Source organism: Pseudarthrobacter sp. alpha12b (assembly GCF_054130495.1).
The window spans coordinates 3127968-3146412 of the sequence record NZ_CP196746.1 but is presented as its reverse complement, the minus strand read 5'-3'; the positions used below and the strand labels follow the sequence as shown (position 1 = coordinate 3146412).

Here is an 18445-nt window from a genome sequence, read left to right as displayed (position 1 = left end):
GGAACCCATGACCACTTCCGCACTTCCCGCTGCCCTGGTCCTTCCGCCGCTGGACCGCGAGCTCTCCCCGTTCACCGGCCTGACCCGTGAGCACTGGTGCGCCTGCGCCGACCACCTGCTGCGGGCCGCCCACCGTTACGCCACTGATGATCATGCCAACCTGTACCTGCCCGGCGCCACCAGCAACTATGGCCCCAGCAGCGATTCCCTGGAGGCCTTCGCGCGGACGTTCCTGCTGGCGTCTTTCCGGATCGCCGGCAGCCCGGAGGACACCGGATGGCTTGTGGAGTGGTACGCGCAGGGGCTTGACGCTGGAACCGACCCTGCCAACCCTGACCGCTGGCCCACGCCGGGGGAGCTGGGCCAGGCGAAGGTGGAAGCCGCCTCGCTCGCCGTGGGCCTGGCGCTTACCCGGGAGCTGCTGTGGGACAAGCTGCCGCAGCGGGTCCAGGAGCAGCTGATTGCCTGGTTCGAAACCGTGATCGGCGGGCAGTACCCGCCCATCAACTGGGTCTGGTTCCAGATCGTTGTGGAGATGTTCCTGGCCAGCGTGGGCGGCCGGTTCTCCGACGCAGACATCGACGCAGGGCTGGCCATCCACGACTCGCTGTACCGGGGCCATGGCTGGTTCGCCGACGGCCCGGAGCGGGCCTACGACCACTATGTGGGCTGGGCCTTCCAGGTGTATCCGCAACTGCTGCAGCTGATGGCGCCGGAGGATCCCCGCGTCCGGGCCAGAAGTGCCCCTGACGGCGAGCGCCTTGCCGATTTCCTCGACGACGCCGTGCACCTGGTGGGGGCCAACGGCGCTCCACTGGTCCAGGGCCGGAGCCTGATCTACCGGTTTGCGGCGGCGGCGCCGTTCTGGTCCGGCCAGCTTTTGGGCCATACCCGGCTCAGCCCTGGCGTCTCCCGGCGGGCCGCGTCCGGGATCCTGGGCTATTTTCTCGAACGCGGGGCAGTGAACCGCGAGGGTTTGTTGACCATCGGGTTCCACGGCGAGTTCCCCGGAATGAAGCAGGCCTACTCCGGGGCCGGCTCGCCCTACTGGGCGGCCAAGGGGATGATTGGCCTGGCCCTGCCGGCAGACCATCCGGTCTGGACGGCAGTGGAGGAGCCGTTGCCGGTGGAGGTTGGAGACACGCAGCGCTTCGTTGCTGCGCCGGGCTGGCAAGTGGACGGGACCGTGGCAGACGGCGTCGTCCGGGTCCGCAACCACGGAACCGACCACGCCAACACCGGCGTCCGGGTAGCCGACTCGCCGCTGTATGCCCGCTTGGGCTATTCCACCGCCACCTTTCCGGACCTGGAGCCGGAGTCACTGGATAACGCGGTGGTCTTCGAAGATGCCGGCGGCCGGCTGACGCACCGCACGGGATTTAAATTCCTGGGGCAGCTCACGCTGGACGGTATCCAGGTGGGAGCCTCCCGGGCCGCCACCAGCTGGATCGCCCTTGATCCCGACGGCGGTCCCGACCACGGCAGCGGCGCCGCCGGGACCGCAACTCCAGGCCCCGAAGCTACGGTGGTGTCCCTGACGCGCGGTGCCGTGGAGCTGCGGCTGGTCCGGGTGCGCGGCGGCGCCGGCCTTGCCGCCAGGATGAGGATCGGCGGGTGGCCCATCGAGGCCGGCTCTGCGCTTGCCTCCGAGGTCAGGCCCGTCCCCTGGGGAGGGACGCTCGACAACTGCGGGACCTGGGGCCGGCAGGCACCGCACCCTACGGGATCACACCTGACCATCCCCTGGATCGGCACTTCGGGCGGGGTTGAAGACGGCGACTATGCCGCCGTCGTCGGCCTCGGCGGACAAGGCCTGGACGCTGAACTGGACGGCGCGCACTTCCTGCCGGACGGGCGCTTTGCGTTTTCCGACGGCCCGCCGGTAAACCCCGCAGACATCCTGGACAGTTTCTAGGCTTTCCCGAACCACTCCCGGGCAGGGTTGGTCACTTCCGGGGCTGAACGGTGCAGCCCCGGTTGCGCGGCCCACTTCACGCCGTTGGCCAGCACCCGCTGGATTTGCGGGTGGTGGTACACCGGGTACTCCTGGTCGCCCGGGCTGAAGTAGAAAATGCGGCCCTTGCCGCGGGTGAAGGTGACGCCGGAGCGGAAAACCTCACCACCGGCAAACGAGCTGATGAAGATCAGGTCGTCCGGGTCCGGGATGTCGAACAGTTCCCCGTACATCTCCTGTTCGGGGATGACGATGGGGCTGTCCACGCCCTCGGCGATGGGGTGCGATGGCTTGACGGTCCACACCAGCTCGCGCTCGCCGTCATTGCGCCAGGCCAGCGAGCAGCTGGTGCCCAGGAGTTTGGTGAAGATCTTCGCGAAGTGTCCGGAATGGAGCACGATCAGTCCCATTCCGCCGAGCACGTGCCGGTGGACGCGTTCGACGACGGCGTCGCTCACCTCGTGGTGGGCGATATGGCCCCACCAGAGCAGGACATCCGTCTCCGCGAGCACCTCCTCGTCCAGGCCGTGTTCATCGTCGGTGGCCAGGACCGCCGTCGTAATCCCTGCGTCCGGAAAGTAGGAACGAAGGCCTGCGGCGATGGCACCGTGGATGCCATCAGGGTAAATCTCCCCGATATGGGAGGGCTCGTTGATGGCCTCGTGGACGCCCTCGTTCCACACCCGGATCCTCAGTTTTCCGTTCATTAGAGTCGAACCTCCCTCTGCTCCAGCGCGGACTGGTAGCACGCGTCAATGATCTGTGCACGGTACAGGGCCAGGGAACCGTCGTGCCCGGCCCACGCTGCTTCGCCGCCGCGCACCGCCGTTACGAAGTCTTCCACCACTGCGTCATGGGCGCGGCCCGGCAGCACGGTTGGCACGTAATCGGCGGATTCGCCGTCCTTGTCCGTAAACACCCGCAGCTTGCCAACCGGTGGGAAGGGTGCCCCATGCACCTTGAGTTCTGCACCGCCGTCGGTGCCGTAGACCGTGAAGTCGAGCAGGTCATCCGTTTCCCGGTAGGTGGCCCAGCCCGCCTCGATGAGCAGTGTCCCGCCGCCTTCAAGCCGGAGGAACGCTGACGCGAAGTCCTCCACCTCGAACGCGTGGCTGGTGGCTTGGGCCGAATACCGGCTTCCGCCGCCCCTGCCCTGCGGGCCCAGCTCTGAGTGGGTCGCGGCCGAAACCGCCACCACCTTCGGTTCGCCGAGCAGATGCAGGGCGTAGTCCAGCGCGTGCACGCCGATGTCCGCCAGCGGTCCGCCGCCTGCGAGCTCCGGGTTGGTGAACCAGCTGCCCAGGGTGGGGATTCCGGAGCGGCGCAGCCAGGATGCTTTGGCATAGTAGGGCCGGCCCAGCCCGCCGTCGTCGATCACTTCCTTGAGGGCCTGGATGTCACCGCGGCGGCGGTGGTTGAAGGCCACGTCCAGGACGCGTCCGGCCTTCCGGGCTGCATCCACCATTGCCTGGCCCTCGACGGCGTTGCGCGCGATGGGCTTCTCGCTCAGCACGTGGATTCCCCTTTCCAGGGCGGCGATGACGATGGGGGCGTGCAGGAAGGTGGGCACTGCCACGCTGATGGCGTCCAGGCCGCCGTGGTCCAGCATCTCTTCCCAGCCAGCGAAACCGTTGGGAATGGCGTACTCGGCCTGCAGGGAGTCACGGAGTTCCTGCTCCATTCCCGCCAGCGACGCGATGCGTACACCGTCCAGCTCGGAATAGGCTTTCAGGTGCTGCTGGCCGGCCCAGCCGATGCCGACCACACCCACCCGCAGGTCCTGGGACTTGTCTCCGGGCGTGGGTGCCTGCCGGGCGATGGACTGCTGGTTGTTCAAAGGGATGCTTCCTTTTTCATATGGGGGTCGGGGAGAGGCCTTCTGGAATCGATTCCATCGGTGTCGAAAGACAATGCGCTTCTAGATTTGGAATCGATTCCAAAATCCTTTCAGGCATGACTGGGTGACGTCAACCCCTTATTAGTTCTTTGTGGAATCCCGGATAACGAGCTCATGCGGGAGGAAGGTCCGGCCCCGGCGGTGTGCCCCCGGTCCGGTCATCCGTTCCAAGAGTGCCTGAAAGGCCACCCGGCCGATGTCGTAGGCGGGCTGCCGGATGGTGGTGAGTTCCGGGACGCACATCTCTGCCTGGATGGAATCGTCAAAACCGGCAACGGCAAGATCTTCCGGCACGCGCAGGCCAGCGTCGGTGATTTCCCGGACGCAGCCCGCCGCCACCGTGTCGCTGCCGCAGAACACGGCATCGGGCAGCCGGTCCATGGCCAGGAGTTCCCGGGTGAGGCGCCGGCCGGCGTGGAAGTCGAAAGTGCCGCTGACGAAAAGGGTCTGTTCCGCGGTTAGGCCGGCCTCGGACAGGGCGTCGCGGAACCCCTGTTCGCGCAGCCGGCCGGAGCGGGCGGCCTGGTTGCCGATCATGGCCAGCCGCCGGGCGCCGGTCCTGATGAGGTGCCGCGTGATGTCGTAGGCCGCCTGCCGGTCGTCGATGGATACACCGAATGCTGCTTTGGAATCGACGATTTCGCAGACCTGGACAACGCTCAGCTGCTCCGCCAGCGCTTCAACATCCTCATCGGGCATGGTGGGCGAAAACAGGATCAACCCGTCCACTGATCCGTTGCGCAGCATGTCCACCAGCTGCTGTCCGCGTTCCAGGTCCCCGGACGTGGGGGCGATGAGGCTGACATAGCCGGCTTCTGCGGCGGCATCCCCGAACCCGCGGAAGGCCTCGCTGATGACGGGGGATTCAAGGTTCTTCGAGATGGCCAGGATGCGCATGGTGCGGTCACGGCGAAGATCGCGGGCGGACGCCAGTGGCCGGTAGTTGAGTTGCCGGATGGCGCCCGCAACCTTTTCCCTGCTCGATGCGCTCACTGCCGGGCTGCCGTTCAGGACGCGCGACACCGTGCCGACGGACACTCCCGCCGTTTTGGCGACGTCCTGCACGGTTGCTCGAGCCATTTTCGTTTGTCCTTCCGCGGCCACTGGCGTAGGTCCCCGCTGCATCGCCGAGTGGGGGTATGCCGTGGCGGGTTTCCCCAGCTTAGCCCGGAGGCCAAAAACGGAACGGCCGTTGCAGCCGCCAGTTGCCCGGCGGCCGCAACGGCCGTTCGCGTGATTCCCGCAAGTGGGGGACTGATATGTGGGCTACTTTGAGGCGAAGTAGCTCACGCACTCTCCTTCATTGGCGAAGCCCGGTTCCACGTTGGTGGTCCAGCCGCCGCCGGCACAGGCTGCCTTGCCCGTTACAAAAGTCACCGTGTACTCGCGGGTGGTGCCGTCCGGGGCAGTCACGGTGACTGTCGCCGTCGGCTGCTCGGTTGTGGCCTGGGCAACCGCTGCTTTCGCGTTCGTGTCCAGCGGGTAGGCGGCAACGGTGGGCGCCACGGTCGACGTCGTCAGGACTGTGTAGTCACCTGTGCCGGAACCGAAGCCCACCACGGACTTCTGGTCCACCAGCAACCGGCCAAGATCGGCAAGGCCTGCTTCACCCAGCCGTGTGCCGGCAATGGCCACTTCGGCCACCTTGGTGTAGGAGCCGCCGGTGGTCAGGACAACCCTGATACCGCTCGTGGTGACAGGGTTGAAGACGACCTTGACCGGCGCGGTGAGGCTTAGCCCCGTCACAGTTCCTGCTGAGGTGTCCTGCCATGCTCCGGCCCCATCCTGGTACTGGACCTTGAGGCTTTGGGCTGCCTTCTCGGCCAGCGTCACCGTCACTGAGTCCACCGTGTAGTCGCGGCTGAAGCCGTACGTGAGGGTGTCGCCGCCGCGTCCGCCGCTCACCCAGTTGGACCATCTGGTGGAGGTGTTGCCATCACAGGTGTTTTTCGCGACGTATGAACCCTCGGTGTAGGTGGCCGAAACCGTCGTGGCGGGATCGTCCTTGCAGATGTTGCTGCTCGGGACGCGGTCCACCACGAGTACGGTCAGCAGGGCATCGAGCGGCTTGTCGCCGTCCACACCCGTGCTGGCCTTGCCCCGGACGGTGGCGGTTCCCGGCGTTTTCAGTGACGTCTGGTCAAGGGTGCTCCAGTCCCAGGTGGCAGCGAGATCGTTCCGCGCTGTTGCCGCTCCCACCTGGCCGGGAACGGTGGCGGGCGCGGCCGCTTTTACTTCGTCCAGGGAGGCACCCGCTCCGACCGTTACCGAGACGGGGTCCGTCGCCGTGTACTTGCCAACGGTCACGGTGGCTTTGGCGTCGGTGAAGGACTGGCCGTAGACATCAGTGCCTGACCCCGTGATGGTCACCGTGCCTCGCTTCTTCCAGACGGCAGGATCCACAGCGTCCCACTGGACTGCTGCCGGACGCCCTTCACCCTTTACATACAGCGGGGTGACGGTGGCCGGCAGGGACGGTGCTGTCCCGATGGGTGTGGCCAGTTCCACGGGCTTGGTTCCGAGCAGTTTGAGGTCAGCGAGGTCCGTGAAACCCCAAGCCTGGTGCGGGCTGGCGGTTGCCGTTGCCGTGGTTCCGGTGGAGGATCCAAGGGATACTCCCGTTCCCGCAGCGGTTTGGTTTCCTGAGACCTGCAGGGCAATGGCGGCTCCGGCGTTGACCAGCGACCACTGCTTTCCGTTCTCAGTGGTGACGATCCACTGCGCCGCCGGATCAGACTTGGCCTGCTCCAGGGACATGGTGGCCAGGGACGCGCTGCCGGTTTGGCTGGCGTTGAGCACGCCGCCAGTACCGGTCAGCATGCGGCCGTCCTTGTTGGTGACCACCCAGCGGCGGTCGTTCCCAAACTCCTTGCCTCCCGCCGCGGTGAACGTCCACAGCTGCGGCGTGACCTCCGCCGTCGTGCTGCCCAGGTCCTGGATCGCAGCGGACCCGTCGGCTTTGCCGGCCAGGTACTTTCCGCTGGCTTCGCCGGTCAGGTGGTAGGTGTGGCCGTCCTGCACCGGGGCGGCCTCACCCGCCACCCCACTGACGCCGTCGACGACGAACGTCACCACGGATGCGGCGGGAACTTCCAGCGTGGCTGACTTGGCCGCGGTGTCGACGGCGACCGGAGCGCCCTTGACGAGGGCGTTCCGTTCGATGTCGTCCAGCGGGGACTTGGTGGTGACCACCGGGGTGACGGTGGCGCCGGAAGCGATGCTGCCAAACCGGCTGAGATCGATGGTGACCTTCTCCGCCGTCGGGGTGTCGTTGAAGTGCACCAGCGTGGCCCCGTTGCCGTCCGCGTCCAGGGCGCTCGCGGTCTTGGCGTTGTCATTCTGGATGAGGAAGTCACCGGGGCGGATGTAGTGCGTGAAGTTCCGGGTGGTGTTGTACTTCTGGTTGGTTAGTACCTTGCACTTGGCGTCCTGGGGGCTGGCGCCGTCGTTGAGCCGGCGGTTGGAGAAGCCTTCGCGGCCCTCGTAGTTGCAGTCGAAGTCCACGTAGATGGAGCCCCAGCCCTTGTCCGCCTTTTCCTGCTTGTAGGTGTCCTCCACCGGCTGCCAGAACACCCAGGCATCCGGTTCGAGTTCCCGAAGGTCGTTGACCATGCGGCCGGCGATGCCCAGGCCGTTGGTGATGTTGGAACGGTCCCAGCCGCTGGTGGAGTCACCGAGCGCCGGGTTGCCCGTCCAGAAGCCGCCCACTTCGCTCATCCAGAGCGGCTTGTCCGTAGAGTTCGCCAGGTCGCGGACGCGGCGGCGGTCATTGGTGCCGTAGGTGTGGACGTTCAGTTGGGAGACGGCGTCCTTGGCCTGCTGGCTGTAGCCGTTCCAGTTGGTCATGAACTTGCTGGGGTCGGTCTCGTCCATAGCCGAAATGACGGCGTCCGTGGTGGTGCCGTCTTTCGCCAGTTCCCCGGCGAGCAGTTTGGTCACCCGGTCCTGCGCCGCGGGGTAGATCAGTGCACCTTCCTGCTTCTGGGTATAGGTGGTGGGCGGCTTGCCGGTAGCGGCGTTGATGTCCGTGCCCCAGTAGCCGGAGTTGGGCTCGTTGAACGGATCGATGGTGTCCACCGTTATGCCGCTGCCGTCTTCGAGGAGTTCTACCGCGTGCTTCATGTAGGCGGCGAACTTGGCTTCCGCCTGGGGCAACAGGTTTTCCCCCTTGCTGGTGTTGACCTGGCCTGAGACGTAACCGCTTTTGGTCATGAACCAGGGCGGGGAGTTGCTGAAGGCTTCCCAATGGGTGATCTGCTGGTCGGCCGCGAGGCGTTCCACCCACCAGCGCTGGTTCTGGTCCGCGTCCGGGTTGTAGGACGCGGGGTCATCCGGGTTCCACTGGTTGAGGAACGCGAGCTTGTTGGCCTGCGTCGGGTCCACCGAGCCGTCCGGGTTGTACAGGTTGGACGCCGCTTCGCCGACGCCCGGTTCAGTGACCGGCTTCCACCATCCCTCCACCGCGCTGCCGTCGTTGAGGTAGTTGGTAACGTCGGAGGCGTTGCCGCCGCCCACGTTGTAGCGGGCAATGTTGAGGTTGAGCCCGTCCTCGCCGAACACCTTCTGGTAGAGCTCCTCCCGCAGCTCGGGGGAGTAGCCAGCCGTCGCGTTGGCAAACCACACCAGGCTGGTGCCCCAGCCTTCGAAGGCCTCGCCGCGGCTGGCCGGGTTGGGGGAGATGGTCACGGGAGTGGCTTCGGCTGCTGCCGCCGGCCCTGCCGGTAACAGCACCAGCCCGGCTGCTGCCGTGACGGCGGCTGCCAGGGCGGCCACCGGCCTTCGCAGCCGTCGTGGTGGTCGGGGGGAGAACGTCATTGTTGTACCTCGCAGTCTGAAGAAGCGGTGCTTGCGCCGGCGCCCGCTCCGGAAGGCAAGGAGCGGGAAGCTGCGGCACAGCGAGACTATGGGCGGCAGGCCTCTTCAACAAGGCACTCGAACACGCTCGTTCGTGTTCGACCAAAGCTGCTCGCAGGAGGCACCGTTCGAGCGCCTGTTGCTGTGCTCCGGCAGCGATCCTGCACCATTCCCGCGACGCGTGGGACGGGCTTGGGAGCGATCAGTGGGACGCCTGAAACTCGGTGGCGGATGACCGAAACGATCATTTAACACACCGGAAACCCACCCCAAAACAGCCGCCATACAGTTGGAACCAGACGGCACCAGCCGCCCCTCCGCTGAACGTGGCCCCTCCGTCCACGTCCCTCCCACGGACGGCTCTGACGGCAATTAACCGTTCTCTCTTCGCATCTTGAAAGGGGTTTCCCATGGATTCGGGAAATGTCGCTTGGATATTGGCCAGCTCGGCGCTGGTGTGCATGATGATCCCAGCCCTGGCCCTGTTTTACGGGGGCATGGTGGGGTCCCGCCGCATCTTGAACATGATGATGATGTGCGTCGGCGGTGCCAGCCTGGTCGCCGTGCTCTGGGCACTGTTCGGTTACTCAATGGCCTTCGGAAACTCCGTGGGCGGCCTGGGAATCATTGGTGACGTCACCGAGTTCCCCGGCATGGGGCAGCTGCTGGCCAAAGACGATTCCGCGTCCATTCCGGTCATCCTGTTTGCCGCATTCCAGCTGTTCTTCGCCTGCGTCACCACTGCACTCGTTGCCGGTGCCGCCGCGGGCCGCATGAAGTTTGGCGCCTGGATGCTGTTCGCGGGCATCTGGGCCACGGTTGTCTATTTCCCCATCGCCCACTGGGTGTTTGCGTTCAACTCGGCGGACGGCAGCAGCGTTGGCGGCTGGATCGCCAACGGCATCAAGGCCATCGACTTCGCCGGCGGCACCGCGGTCCACATGAACGCCGGCGCCGCGGCACTGGCGCTCGCACTGGTCCTGGGCAAGAGCTCCGGCTGGCCCAAGGTAGAGCATGCCAAGCCGCACAGCCGGCCGCTGGTGCTGCTGGGCGCAGGCCTGCTGTGGGTTGGCTGGTTCGGCTTCAACGCCGGCTCCGCCCTCTCCGCCGGCCAGTCGGCGTCGGTGGTTTTCCTGAACACCGCCGTGGCCGCCTCCGCCGGCCTGCTCGCCTGGGCCCTCGTTGAGCGGGTCCGCCATGGCGCTGCCACCAGCATGGGCGCCGCCTCCGGCCTGATTTCCGCGCTGGTTGCCATCACCCCGGCCTGCGGCGCAGTCAGCCCGCTGGGTGCCCTGGCCATCGGTGCCATCGCCGGAGCCGTCTGCTCGCTGGCCATCGAGCTGAAGTTCCGGCTGGGCTTCGACGATTCCCTCGACGTCGTCGGCGTCCACCTGGTGGGCGGCATCCTGGGCACCCTGTTGATCGGCCTCTTCGCCACGGACAAGGCCCCGAACGGCGTCAGCGGTCTGTTCTACGGCGGCGGGTTCGACCTGCTCGGCGTCCAGGCGATCGCCACCGTCTCAGTGCTGGTGTACTCCTTCGGCATCACCTGGATCCTCGCCAAGATCCTGGACAAGGCCATGGGCGGCCTCCGCATCAAGCCCGAGGATGAACTGCGCGGCATCGACCTCGCGGCCCACTCCGAACTGGCGTACCTGACGGACGAGGACCCGGTGGAGCTGGGGTCGCCGCAGCGGGTCTAGCCCCGGCACTTCCCAGTGCACGGATCAGGGCCAAACCTTGGACCGGTGCCGGCAGCCGCCGGCTTATAGTTCCGGGGTTTGGCCCTTCTCCGTGGCCGCCTTAGTGCCCGGTGCACACCAGGATTCCGTCGCGCACTTCCAGCACGGCGGCCCGGATGTGGCTGAGGCGGGTGCGCGGGTCCGGCGCCATCGTATCGATGTCCTCGCCGCCCCAGTATGGATGCGTGAAGTAAACCAACAGCGCGTTCTGCGTGCCGCCGTCGGACGTTTCTCCGGGTTTCCCGTCCGGAAGGGGCACCACGTCAGCATGGCGTCCGACGACGGCCCTTCCGTCCACCGATTCCGGCGCCGTGAGGATCAGCCCGCCAAGGTGCTCCTGCCGGATCCAGTTGCCTGTTGCATCGGGGGAGCGGTAAATGGCCTGGCCGCGCCATTCGTCCACGATCATCCAGTAGCTGCCGCCCAGCCGGAAGACCTTTGGTCCTTCGTGGGGACGGCCGGGTATTGCGACGCCTTCCATCGTCCAGGACGCCGGGTCGTCAGGGGTGTCGCTCACCGCGCTGTAGGTGTTGGAGCCGCGGGTCTCATCCTTGTACCAGAGCCGGTAGCGGCCGTCCCCGCACAGGGCCACGGCAGCGTCAATCACCCGCGGGGAGTCCAGGTCGATGCGGCCCAGGTACTCCCATTTTTCGAGGTCGGTGCTGGCGAACTGGACGATTTCCGCCTTCCCGGTCCAGTCCGTGCGCCTGCCGCCCAGGACGGTCAGGTACATGATCCATCGGCCGCCAATGCGTACGACGTCGGGCGCCCAGAGGGTTGCCGGCAGTTCCGTTCCGGGCGGGATGAGTCCCTCCACGGTGCCTTGGTAGCGCCAGGTTGCGCCGCCGTCGGACGATCTCGCGACACCGATGCCGGTGCCGTGCACCCATTCCACCCCGGCCAGCCCCGGAGCCGTGGCGCGGCGCTGGGTGTAGAGGAGGACCCACTCGCCCTTGAGGTGGTCGGCGACGAGGATCGGGTCGGTGGGCCCGTCCCAGACCGGGTCACGGTACGGAGTGGCGAATGCGTCCGGCCGCAGGGGCGGCAGGGGCGTTGATGCGGATTTTTCCGTGGCGGACAACCGGTGCGGCACAGTTTCTCCAACGTTGTAGTTTTCGGTTGGTGACCAGCATATGCCGCCGTTGGCGCCGCGCAAACGCATTCGCGCTGTGCGCATTCATCGCCGCTACCGAAATACGGAATAAATCAAGCTGTCTGTGACAGTTTGGGTGTTTGGTTGGGTTGGTTGATCCAGGCTTCCCCGGGCGGTGCCGGAGTGACCGGGGGGCTGCGGAAGCGTTCGGGGTGTCGGCGGTAGTAGGCCTCGTGGGCGTGTTGGCGGTGGTTCCGGATGTCTGCTGCGCTGCCATCGTGCACTGAAGTGGGTGTGAACCAGTTCAGGCCACTGTGTAGGTGGTTGTTGTTGTAGTCATCGAAGAACCAGCGCGCAAAGTCTCTAGCTTGTTTGAGCGATTCGAAGCGCTCGGGGAATTCGAGTGAGTACTTCACGGTCTTGAAGAGGGATTCGATGTAGGGGTTGTCGTTGGAGACTCTCGGGCGGGAATGCGAGGGACGGATCCCCAAGGTGCGCAGCAGTTCCCATGTCCGGGCGGACCTCATGGGTCCTCCGTTGTCCGCGTGGAGCACTTTCGGGGCTGTCCTGGCAGCCAGGACTGCGCTGCGGATGAGGTCCTGGGCGAGTGCTGTGTCCTCGACCTGCTCGACTCGGTGGCCCATGACTTTCCGCGAGAAGACGTCAATGATGGTGTAGAGCTTGAGGTGTTGTCTGCCGGGTCCCCGAAGCATCGTGATGTCCCAGGACCATAGCTGGTTCGGCGCTGTGGCTTGGAGGACTGGTTTCGCGCGGGAGGTTGTTGCGGCGCCAGCGGATCTTCGGCGGCGTCGGTCCCCGTTCTGGCCATGCCGACGGACGATCCGGTGGGCAGATGCCATCGAGCAATAGATGTCCCCGGCATCAGCCATCCTCCTCACGGCTTGTGTGACGGAGAGCCCGGAATACTCCTCGTTGTTAATGGTTTGGAGCAGTTTCTCTTCGTCCTCGGGGCTGATCCTGTTCGGATAGGACCGGTCACGGTGTGCAACGACAACACCGGGGCGTTTGGTGCCTCTGCGATACCGGTACCAGGTCTCGTGGGAGAGCCCCAGCAGGCTGCAGGCCCTGCGGACTCCGTAGCCGACACCACTCAACGCGGTGATCACTCCGAGGAGGACGTCCCGTCGACGGGCTTCTTCAGCCACTCTGGCCGGCCTGGTTCCGGTTCGTCCAAGTGGGGATCTGTTGCTGCCGCGCTCCGGGCCATAGCGTCCAGGAGCGCGGCAGCTTTTCCCAGGATCTCCACCGCGGCCTCCGACTTCTCCAGCTTTTGCTTCAGCCGCTCGTTCTCTGTCCGAAGGTGTTTGAGTTCATCCCTGTCACGCGCTGTCATCCATGTCTTCCCCTCACCTGTCCCGGGTTGAACCCCCGGCGGCAGGAGCCGCCCTTCATCCCGGGCAGCAAGCCAATCACGGAAGGTCGCGGAGTGCACCTGAACCCGGCGGCAAAACTCGGACTTGGAACCCCAGTCCACGCACTTGTCGTATTCCAGCAACAAATCCCACTTCTGCTGGGCCGAGAACCGATGAAACTTTGTGGGACGAGTCGGAATTTCCATGGGCGTTCCTTCCCCGCCCCGAAGTGTCACACAACAGGCTGACACACAGGGAATATGGGATGCGCCAGGGAACCTGCGCGTCGAGATTGCAGCTGCGGGTCGGAATTTCAGCTGCGCGTCGAAGCCGGGGGAGCTTACTCCTTGAACAGCCCCGCCAGGTCCTCGGCCGTGATCGCCCCGCCGGCCAGGGCGTCGCCTTCCATGACATCCGCGAACAGCTGCGACTTCCGGGTCTTCAGCGCCATCACCTTCTCCTCGATGGTGTCCTTGGCCACGAGCCGGTACACCATGACGTTCCGGGCCTGGCCGATCCGGTGCGTCCGGTCCACGGCCTGGGCTTCAGAGGCCGGGTTCCACCAGGGATCAAGCAGGAAGACGTAGTCGGCCTCGGTGAGGTTGAGCCCAAAACCGCCGGCCTTCAGCGAGATCAGGAACACCGGCGCGCTGCCGTTCTTGAACTCACTGACCACGTCGGCCCGGTTCCGGGTGCCGCCGTCGAGGTAGCAGTACTCGATCTCCTCCTCGTCCAGCCGCTCCCGCACCTTCCCCAGGAAGCCCGTGAACTGGCTGAAAATCAGCGCCCGGTGCCCCTCGGCCACCAGGTCCTCCAGCTGTTCGAACAGCACATCGAGCTTGCTGGACCGGACGGCGGACAGTGCCGGGTCCACCAGCGAGACATCCAGGCTGAGCTGCCGCAGGAGCGTCAGCGACTGGAAGATGGTGAACCGGTTCTTGTTGACGTCCTCGATCAGCCCAAGAATTTTTTGCCGCTCGCGCTGCAGGTGCGTCTGGTACACCTTCTGGTGCCGCGGATTGAGCACCACCTCAAGGATCTGCTCCTGCTTGGGCGGCAGGTCCTTGATCACCTGGTCCTTGGTGCGCCGCATCATCAGCGGCCGGACCCGGCGCCGGAGCTTCTCCAGCTGCCCCTTGTCGCCGTTCTTCTCCACCGGCTTCTGGTAGTACTCCGCGAAGCGTTTCGGGCTGGAGAACAGGCCGGGAGCCACGATGGACGTCAGGGCCCAGAACTCCATCAGGTTGTTCTCCAGCGGGGTGCCCGTGATGGCCAGTTTAAACGCAGCCGGCAGCTTGCGCGCGCACTGGTACGCCTTGGACTGGTGGTTCTTCACGAACTGCGCCTCGTCCAGGACCAGCCCGTTCCAGGTGCGGGAGGCGTAGGCCTCGTAGTCGATGCGGAACAGGGCGTAGGAGGTGATGACGACGTTGGCCCCGCCAATTGCCTCCGCCACGTCCTGGCCGCTCTTCCCAAAGGTCTCGCCGACGGTCCGCACGGTGAGGCCCGGGGCAAACCGTGCCGCTTCGAGGGCCCAGTTGCCCACCACGCTGGTGGGCGCCACCACCAGGAAGGGCGCGACGGCGGCCGGCCGGGCTCCAGGGCCGGCGGCAGCTCCGCCGTCGGACGTTTCCAGGGACGCAGCCGCCTCAACGGCGAGCTCCTTCGCCGCGCACATCAGCGCCAGCGCCTGGACGGTCTTGCCCAGGCCCATGTCGTCGGCCAGGATGCCGCCCAGCCCGTGCTTGTACAGGAAGCTGAGCCAGTTGTAGCCCTCCAGCTGGTACGGCCTCAGCTCCGCGTTCAAGGTGGACGGCAGCGGCAGCCCGTCCGTGCCGCCTTCCAAAAGCCCGCCCACGGCAGAGCGCCACGCGGCGGCCTGTTCGTCCACGATCCCCAGCTGCGCCAGCTCATCCCACAGTCCCGCCTGGAACCGGCTGATCTGCAGCGGCGCGTCCTTGTTGTCCTGCAGCGACCGTGCCTCTTCAATGAGCGCCCGCAGCTGGTGCAGCTCGGGCAGGTCAAGGGAGAAGTAGGCCCCGCTGGGCAGCAGCATCTTGGTCTGGCCGGCGGCGAGGGCGGAGAATACGGCGGCGAAGGAGACGGGCTGGCCTTCCAGGGAAATCTGGATGCCCAGGTCGAACCAATCCCGCTGTTCGGTGGCCTTGGTGGAGATGGACACCACCGGGGCTTCCTCGGCCTCACGGTAGTCGGCGATGTCGCCCACCGTCTCCACGTCCACGTCCGGGGCTTCCCGCAGCCGGGGCAGCACTTCCTCCGTGAAGGCGAGCGTGTCCAGGCCCGCCAGTTCGGCAGAGGCGGCCAGCCGGGGGGTGCCCCAGCCACCGGTGGCGGATTCGCCCAGCGCGGGCACCACGTCCCACGGCCGGCCAATGCCCTCAAGGATGCGCGATTCCGCTGTGTCGTCGCGGTAGCCGGCATCGCCGGGGTGCCGCCACAACGGCTGCGCGGTGACCAGCTTGCCGGTCTTGTAGTGCCACTCCCAGTGCAGCCGCACCCGGTGGTCCGCCCCGTAGTTGGCCAGCAGTGACAGGTTGGGGACGGCAAGTTCCGGCAGTTCCACGGACTCATCGCGCGCCGTCACCCGGGCCGTCTGCTTCAGCTTCGGGTAGAAGCCGGTGAGGAACCGCGACTCGTCCCGGGCAGGGATGTGCAGGGTGCTTCCCGCGGTGACGAACGCCAGCAGCTCCTCGCTCAGCCCGTTTTCGAGGGGCGCCAGCGTAATCGTCCCGTTGGGGTCGGGGACACCGGGCAGCGCAGCGTCCCCGGCCGTGAAAAAGAGGCCATGCGCGGGCCTGCCGATGGTGCCCACCGCAGCCGGATCAACCTCGTTACCCTCAACGGTGATGGTGGGCGAAAGCTCCAGGCCGCCGTCGGACTCCCCGTCCCTGGCCTTTACACCGGGATCCGCCGTTGAGGGGCCGCCCACGGGCGTGCCGTACCGGCTCAGGGAAAGGCCGACGGCGGCAGGGGACTCGGCGACCCGGACCGGCTCATCGCCGCGCGAGTGGACCAGTGCGAGCCCGATCTTCCTGGCATCGGACAGCAGGCTCCACAGGTTCTTGCCCGCGTAGGCGTTAAGGCCCAGCCAGAGGCCGGCGGAGTTGTGCACCCGGCTGGCGGAGGAGGAATGGCCGGCCAGGAACTCCTGCAGCCACTCCACATGCGCCTGGTTCGATTCGCGCCGGAAGTTCAGGTAGCTCAGGGTGTTCCAGGAAACGTCGCCGCGGATCCACTTGCCCTTGGCCCCCATGATCACGGGCCGGACCTTCAGCTGCCGGACGCCGCGCACCGGGTCCCGGCGGCCTGTATAGGAGAAGTGCGGCGGCGGTTCCTCCACCTCGAACTGCAGGGCCAACGGAACACCGCTGGTGGAGGGGGCGGCACCGGGCTGGGAGATCAGCGGGCTGAGGGCCTGTTCCCAGTCGGACAGGGCCGCCGACGGTGCGCGGGACACCTGCGTGGAGGTGGACGGTGTCAGCAGCTGCACCCGGATGGCCGGGTTGTCCTCGGCCGCGAAGAGCAGGGCGGCCACGTGTTTGCAGTCCTTGCGGACCGGGCAGCTGCACACGCCCACGGTGCAGCTCCAGCCACCGCCCCTCCGGACCAGCTTGGCTGTGGTGGAGTAAGGAACCTCCGCGCCGCCCCGGACCTTTCCCAGCATGAGCCCCGTGCCGCCGTCGAACGATATGCCCGACACCCTGCTTGCCATGGCATACGCCAGCCCGGCCGCCAGGGAGCGGTCGTTAATGGCGGGTGTCTGTATTGCCAGTTCCGCACTTTCGTCCGGTTGGGATGGCATGGTGCGCACTACTTTCAGCAGGCCGCGGCGGGGCCGGGTCCGGTGGGTGGTTATCTGATCCATCTTAGTTCGCCCGGCGGCAGCCCCACGCCGCCGGGTGCCCTCCCTGGCAGTCCCGAAAACTTCGCTTGACGTTCATTTCCTTCGCGATGCTGCCGTGAACCGGCCGTCGTAGCGTGAAAGCGTCCGGACCAACACCACCGCCCAGCAAGGATCGCCATGACCATTACGCACCCGCCCGTCGTCCTGACCAGCAGCAGCATCGGAGGCAGGGACGAGGAGGTGGTGGAGGCCAACGCGGCCATCATCGACGCCATGCGCAAGGCCATGCTGCGGCTGGAGGACATGTCCCCGGTGGCCGTCAGAAGCTGCCTGGTGGATTTCTACCTTTCCCAGGCGCTGGAGGGCGGCTTCGCGCAGTATGCCGTCATGGCCGGTGGCCGGATCGCCACGGACCCGCTGGTCCGCGAGGGCATGGCGGGAATGGGCGCCACCGCACACCTGGACCTGTTCAACCGGGCCGTGGAGGCCTACGGCGTGCTGTCCGCCGGGATTCCGGCGTCCTACCTGGTCACCGGTGGCGGTGACGGCGGTGCGGGCGACAGCGGGGCCGTTCCTGGCGCCGTCCTCCGGGTCGAGGAGCTCGACGGCGAGTTCGAGGAGCTGCTGGAACACGAGAACATCACGGCCCTCAACGCCCGCTGGCTGCGCGGCCAGCCGGACCTGTTGGTGCTGGACGACGAGGAAGTGGGCCCGTACATCCAGCGGTTGGCGGCCGCGGCCCTGGAAGACGCCGGGATGTCCCCGGCCCGCAGGACAGCGCATACGCTGTAGCAGCGCAGCGGCCACCAGCTGTTTGAGGGCAGGAAAAGAAATTCCGGGACACCCGTAACCTTTCCCCCACTGCAGGCGATGTAGTCCGTGATGGGTCCGCCCGGCGGGCCCTCTCTGATGTGTTGTCTAGGTTTGGAGAAGTTAGATGTCTGTGTTCACCGTTCTCGCCACCAGCAAAGTCGCCGCCGGAGTCCTGGCTGCCGGAACCCTGGCAGTAGGAGGAACCGGCGCCGCCGCCGTCTCGGGTGTCCTCCCCACGCAGGCCCAGCAGGCCGCGCACGACGCCTTCGGCGCACCGGCTCCCAAGCTCGCAGCCGAAGCAGCAGCTGATGCCCAGGCCACCCCGGCCCCTACCGCTACCGCCGCAGTTGAAGACGCCCTGAAGGGCGCCGACGCCACCGCAGAGGCCACTGCCAAGGGTTCCGCAACGGCTGAGGCTTCCGATGAGAAGGTCGCCGCCGACGCAACCGAGTCCGCAAAGGCCAACACCGCCGTTGACGCTGCCGGTCCCGCAGCCCTGGGCCTCTGCACCGCCTTCACCCACGGCGGCCTGGACGCTTCCTCCAAGGCGTTCTCCTCGCTGTCCATCGCGGCCCACGGTGAGACGAACATCAAGAGCTACTGCACCGACGTCGTGGCCAAGGCCGACGCCGCAGCCAAGGCCGGTGCCGAAACCAAGGGTTCCGCTTCCGTTGAGGCTGAAAAGCCCGAGGTCCCGTCCGCTCCGGCAGTGCCCGCCGTTCCGGCAGTTCCGGGTGTCGACGGCGCGAAGACCGTTCCTGCTGTTCCTGCTGTTCCCGCTGTGGGCGGCAACACCGTTCACACGCCGTCAGTTTCGGCGCGCTAAGGAACATTGGCTAGTCTGGACTGCGGCT

The 18445-nt window shown here is 66.5% G+C and carries 12 protein-coding genes; 4 read left to right on the top strand and 8 right to left on the bottom strand.

The window, feature by feature from the left end:
• Nucleotides 1-7 precede the first annotated feature (7 nt).
• Nucleotides 8-1915: a DUF2264 domain-containing protein gene (locus ACTAQI_RS14595; protein WP_457946797.1), complete on the top strand. Its 1908-nt coding sequence runs from the start codon at nucleotides 8-10 to the stop codon at nucleotides 1913-1915.
• Here ACTAQI_RS14595 and ACTAQI_RS14590 read toward each other — a convergent pair.
• The 4 genes from ACTAQI_RS14590 to ACTAQI_RS14575 form a co-directional block, all read right to left on the bottom strand.
• Nucleotides 1912-2661, bottom strand: coding sequence for a ThuA domain-containing protein (locus tag ACTAQI_RS14590; protein WP_457946796.1), 750 nt, complete (start codon nucleotides 2659-2661; stop codon nucleotides 1912-1914). The two genes, ACTAQI_RS14595 and ACTAQI_RS14590, sit on opposite strands and share 4 nt — an antisense overlap.
• The gene (locus ACTAQI_RS14585; protein WP_457946795.1) at nucleotides 2661-3791 is read right to left on the bottom strand and encodes a Gfo/Idh/MocA family protein; all 1131 of its coding nucleotides are present in this window, start codon (nucleotides 3789-3791) and stop codon (nucleotides 2661-2663) included. The genes ACTAQI_RS14590 and ACTAQI_RS14585 overlap by 1 nt, the downstream gene beginning before the upstream one ends.
• 141 nt (nucleotides 3792-3932) lie before the next feature.
• Complete coding sequence (locus ACTAQI_RS14580; RefSeq protein ID WP_457946794.1) at nucleotides 3933-4931, bottom strand: LacI family DNA-binding transcriptional regulator; 999 nt, start codon at nucleotides 4929-4931, stop codon at nucleotides 3933-3935.
• Nucleotides 4932-5117: 186 nt separating this feature from the next.
• Entirely contained in the window at nucleotides 5118-8666 is a 3549-nt protein-coding gene (locus tag ACTAQI_RS14575) for a discoidin domain-containing protein (protein WP_457946793.1), read from the bottom strand.
• A gap of 449 nt (nucleotides 8667-9115) precedes the next feature.
• Here ACTAQI_RS14575 and ACTAQI_RS14570 point away from each other — a divergent pair, with 449 nt between their 5' ends.
• Nucleotides 9116-10408, top strand: a complete 1293-nt coding sequence (locus tag ACTAQI_RS14570) for an ammonium transporter (protein ID WP_457946792.1) — start codon at nucleotides 9116-9118, stop codon at nucleotides 10406-10408.
• Between the two features lie 100 nt (nucleotides 10409-10508).
• Here the strand turns inward: ACTAQI_RS14570 and ACTAQI_RS14565 are convergent, their stop codons facing one another.
• The 4 genes from ACTAQI_RS14565 to ACTAQI_RS14550 form a co-directional block, all read right to left on the bottom strand.
• Nucleotides 10509-11540 carry a family 43 glycosylhydrolase gene (locus ACTAQI_RS14565; protein WP_457946791.1) on the bottom strand — a complete coding sequence of 344 codons (1032 nt, stop codon included), beginning with the start codon at nucleotides 11538-11540 and terminating at the stop codon, nucleotides 10509-10511.
• A gap of 113 nt (nucleotides 11541-11653) precedes the next feature.
• The gene (locus tag ACTAQI_RS14560) at nucleotides 11654-12706 is read right to left on the bottom strand and encodes an IS3 family transposase (RefSeq protein WP_457946093.1); all 1053 of its coding nucleotides are present in this window, start codon (nucleotides 12704-12706) and stop codon (nucleotides 11654-11656) included.
• Entirely contained in the window at nucleotides 12664-13119 is a 456-nt protein-coding gene (locus ACTAQI_RS14555) for a hypothetical protein (protein WP_457946790.1), read from the bottom strand. Before ACTAQI_RS14555 ends, ACTAQI_RS14560 begins: the two co-directional genes overlap by 43 nt.
• A 134-nt stretch (nucleotides 13120-13253) precedes the next feature.
• The gene (locus ACTAQI_RS14550; RefSeq protein WP_457951068.1) at nucleotides 13254-16736 is read right to left on the bottom strand and encodes a DEAD/DEAH box helicase; all 3483 of its coding nucleotides are present in this window, start codon (nucleotides 16734-16736) and stop codon (nucleotides 13254-13256) included.
• Nucleotides 16737-16955: 219 nt separating this feature from the next.
• Between ACTAQI_RS14550 and ACTAQI_RS14545 the strand changes: the two genes are divergently transcribed.
• Together ACTAQI_RS14545 and ACTAQI_RS14540 are read left to right on the top strand one after the other, a co-directional pair.
• On the top strand, nucleotides 16956-17570 hold the full coding sequence (locus ACTAQI_RS14545; protein WP_457946789.1) for a DMP19 family protein: 615 nt from the start codon (nucleotides 16956-16958) through the stop codon (nucleotides 17568-17570).
• A 145-nt stretch (nucleotides 17571-17715) separates the two neighbouring features.
• Complete coding sequence (locus tag ACTAQI_RS14540) at nucleotides 17716-18417, top strand: protein tyrosine phosphatase (protein WP_457946788.1); 702 nt, start codon at nucleotides 17716-17718, stop codon at nucleotides 18415-18417.
• Nucleotides 18418-18445: the final 28 nt, after the last annotated feature.

Bases quoted from the DNA above. Each gene is read 5' to 3' on its own strand.
- ACTAQI_RS14550 (WP_457951068.1), bottom strand. From the start codon at position 16,736: ATGCCATCCCAACCGGACGAAAGTGCGGAACTGGCAATACAGACACCC.
- ACTAQI_RS14540 (WP_457946788.1), top strand. From the start codon at position 17,716: ATGTCTGTGTTCACCGTTCTCGCCACCAGCAAAGTCGCCGCCGGAGTC.
- ACTAQI_RS14570 (WP_457946792.1), top strand. From the start codon at position 9,116: ATGGATTCGGGAAATGTCGCTTGGATATTGGCCAGCTCGGCGCTGGTG.
- ACTAQI_RS14580 (WP_457946794.1), bottom strand. From the start codon at position 4,931: ATGGCTCGAGCAACCGTGCAGGACGTCGCCAAAACGGCGGGAGTGTCC.
- ACTAQI_RS14575 (WP_457946793.1), bottom strand. From the start codon at position 8,666: ATGACGTTCTCCCCCCGACCACCACGACGGCTGCGAAGGCCGGTGGCC.
- ACTAQI_RS14555 (WP_457946790.1), bottom strand. From the start codon at position 13,119: ATGGAAATTCCGACTCGTCCCACAAAGTTTCATCGGTTCTCGGCCCAG.
- ACTAQI_RS14590 (WP_457946796.1), bottom strand. From the start codon at position 2,661: ATGAACGGAAAACTGAGGATCCGGGTGTGGAACGAGGGCGTCCACGAG.
- ACTAQI_RS14545 (WP_457946789.1), top strand. From the start codon at position 16,956: ATGACCATTACGCACCCGCCCGTCGTCCTGACCAGCAGCAGCATCGGA.
- ACTAQI_RS14595 (WP_457946797.1), top strand. From the start codon at position 8: ATGACCACTTCCGCACTTCCCGCTGCCCTGGTCCTTCCGCCGCTGGAC.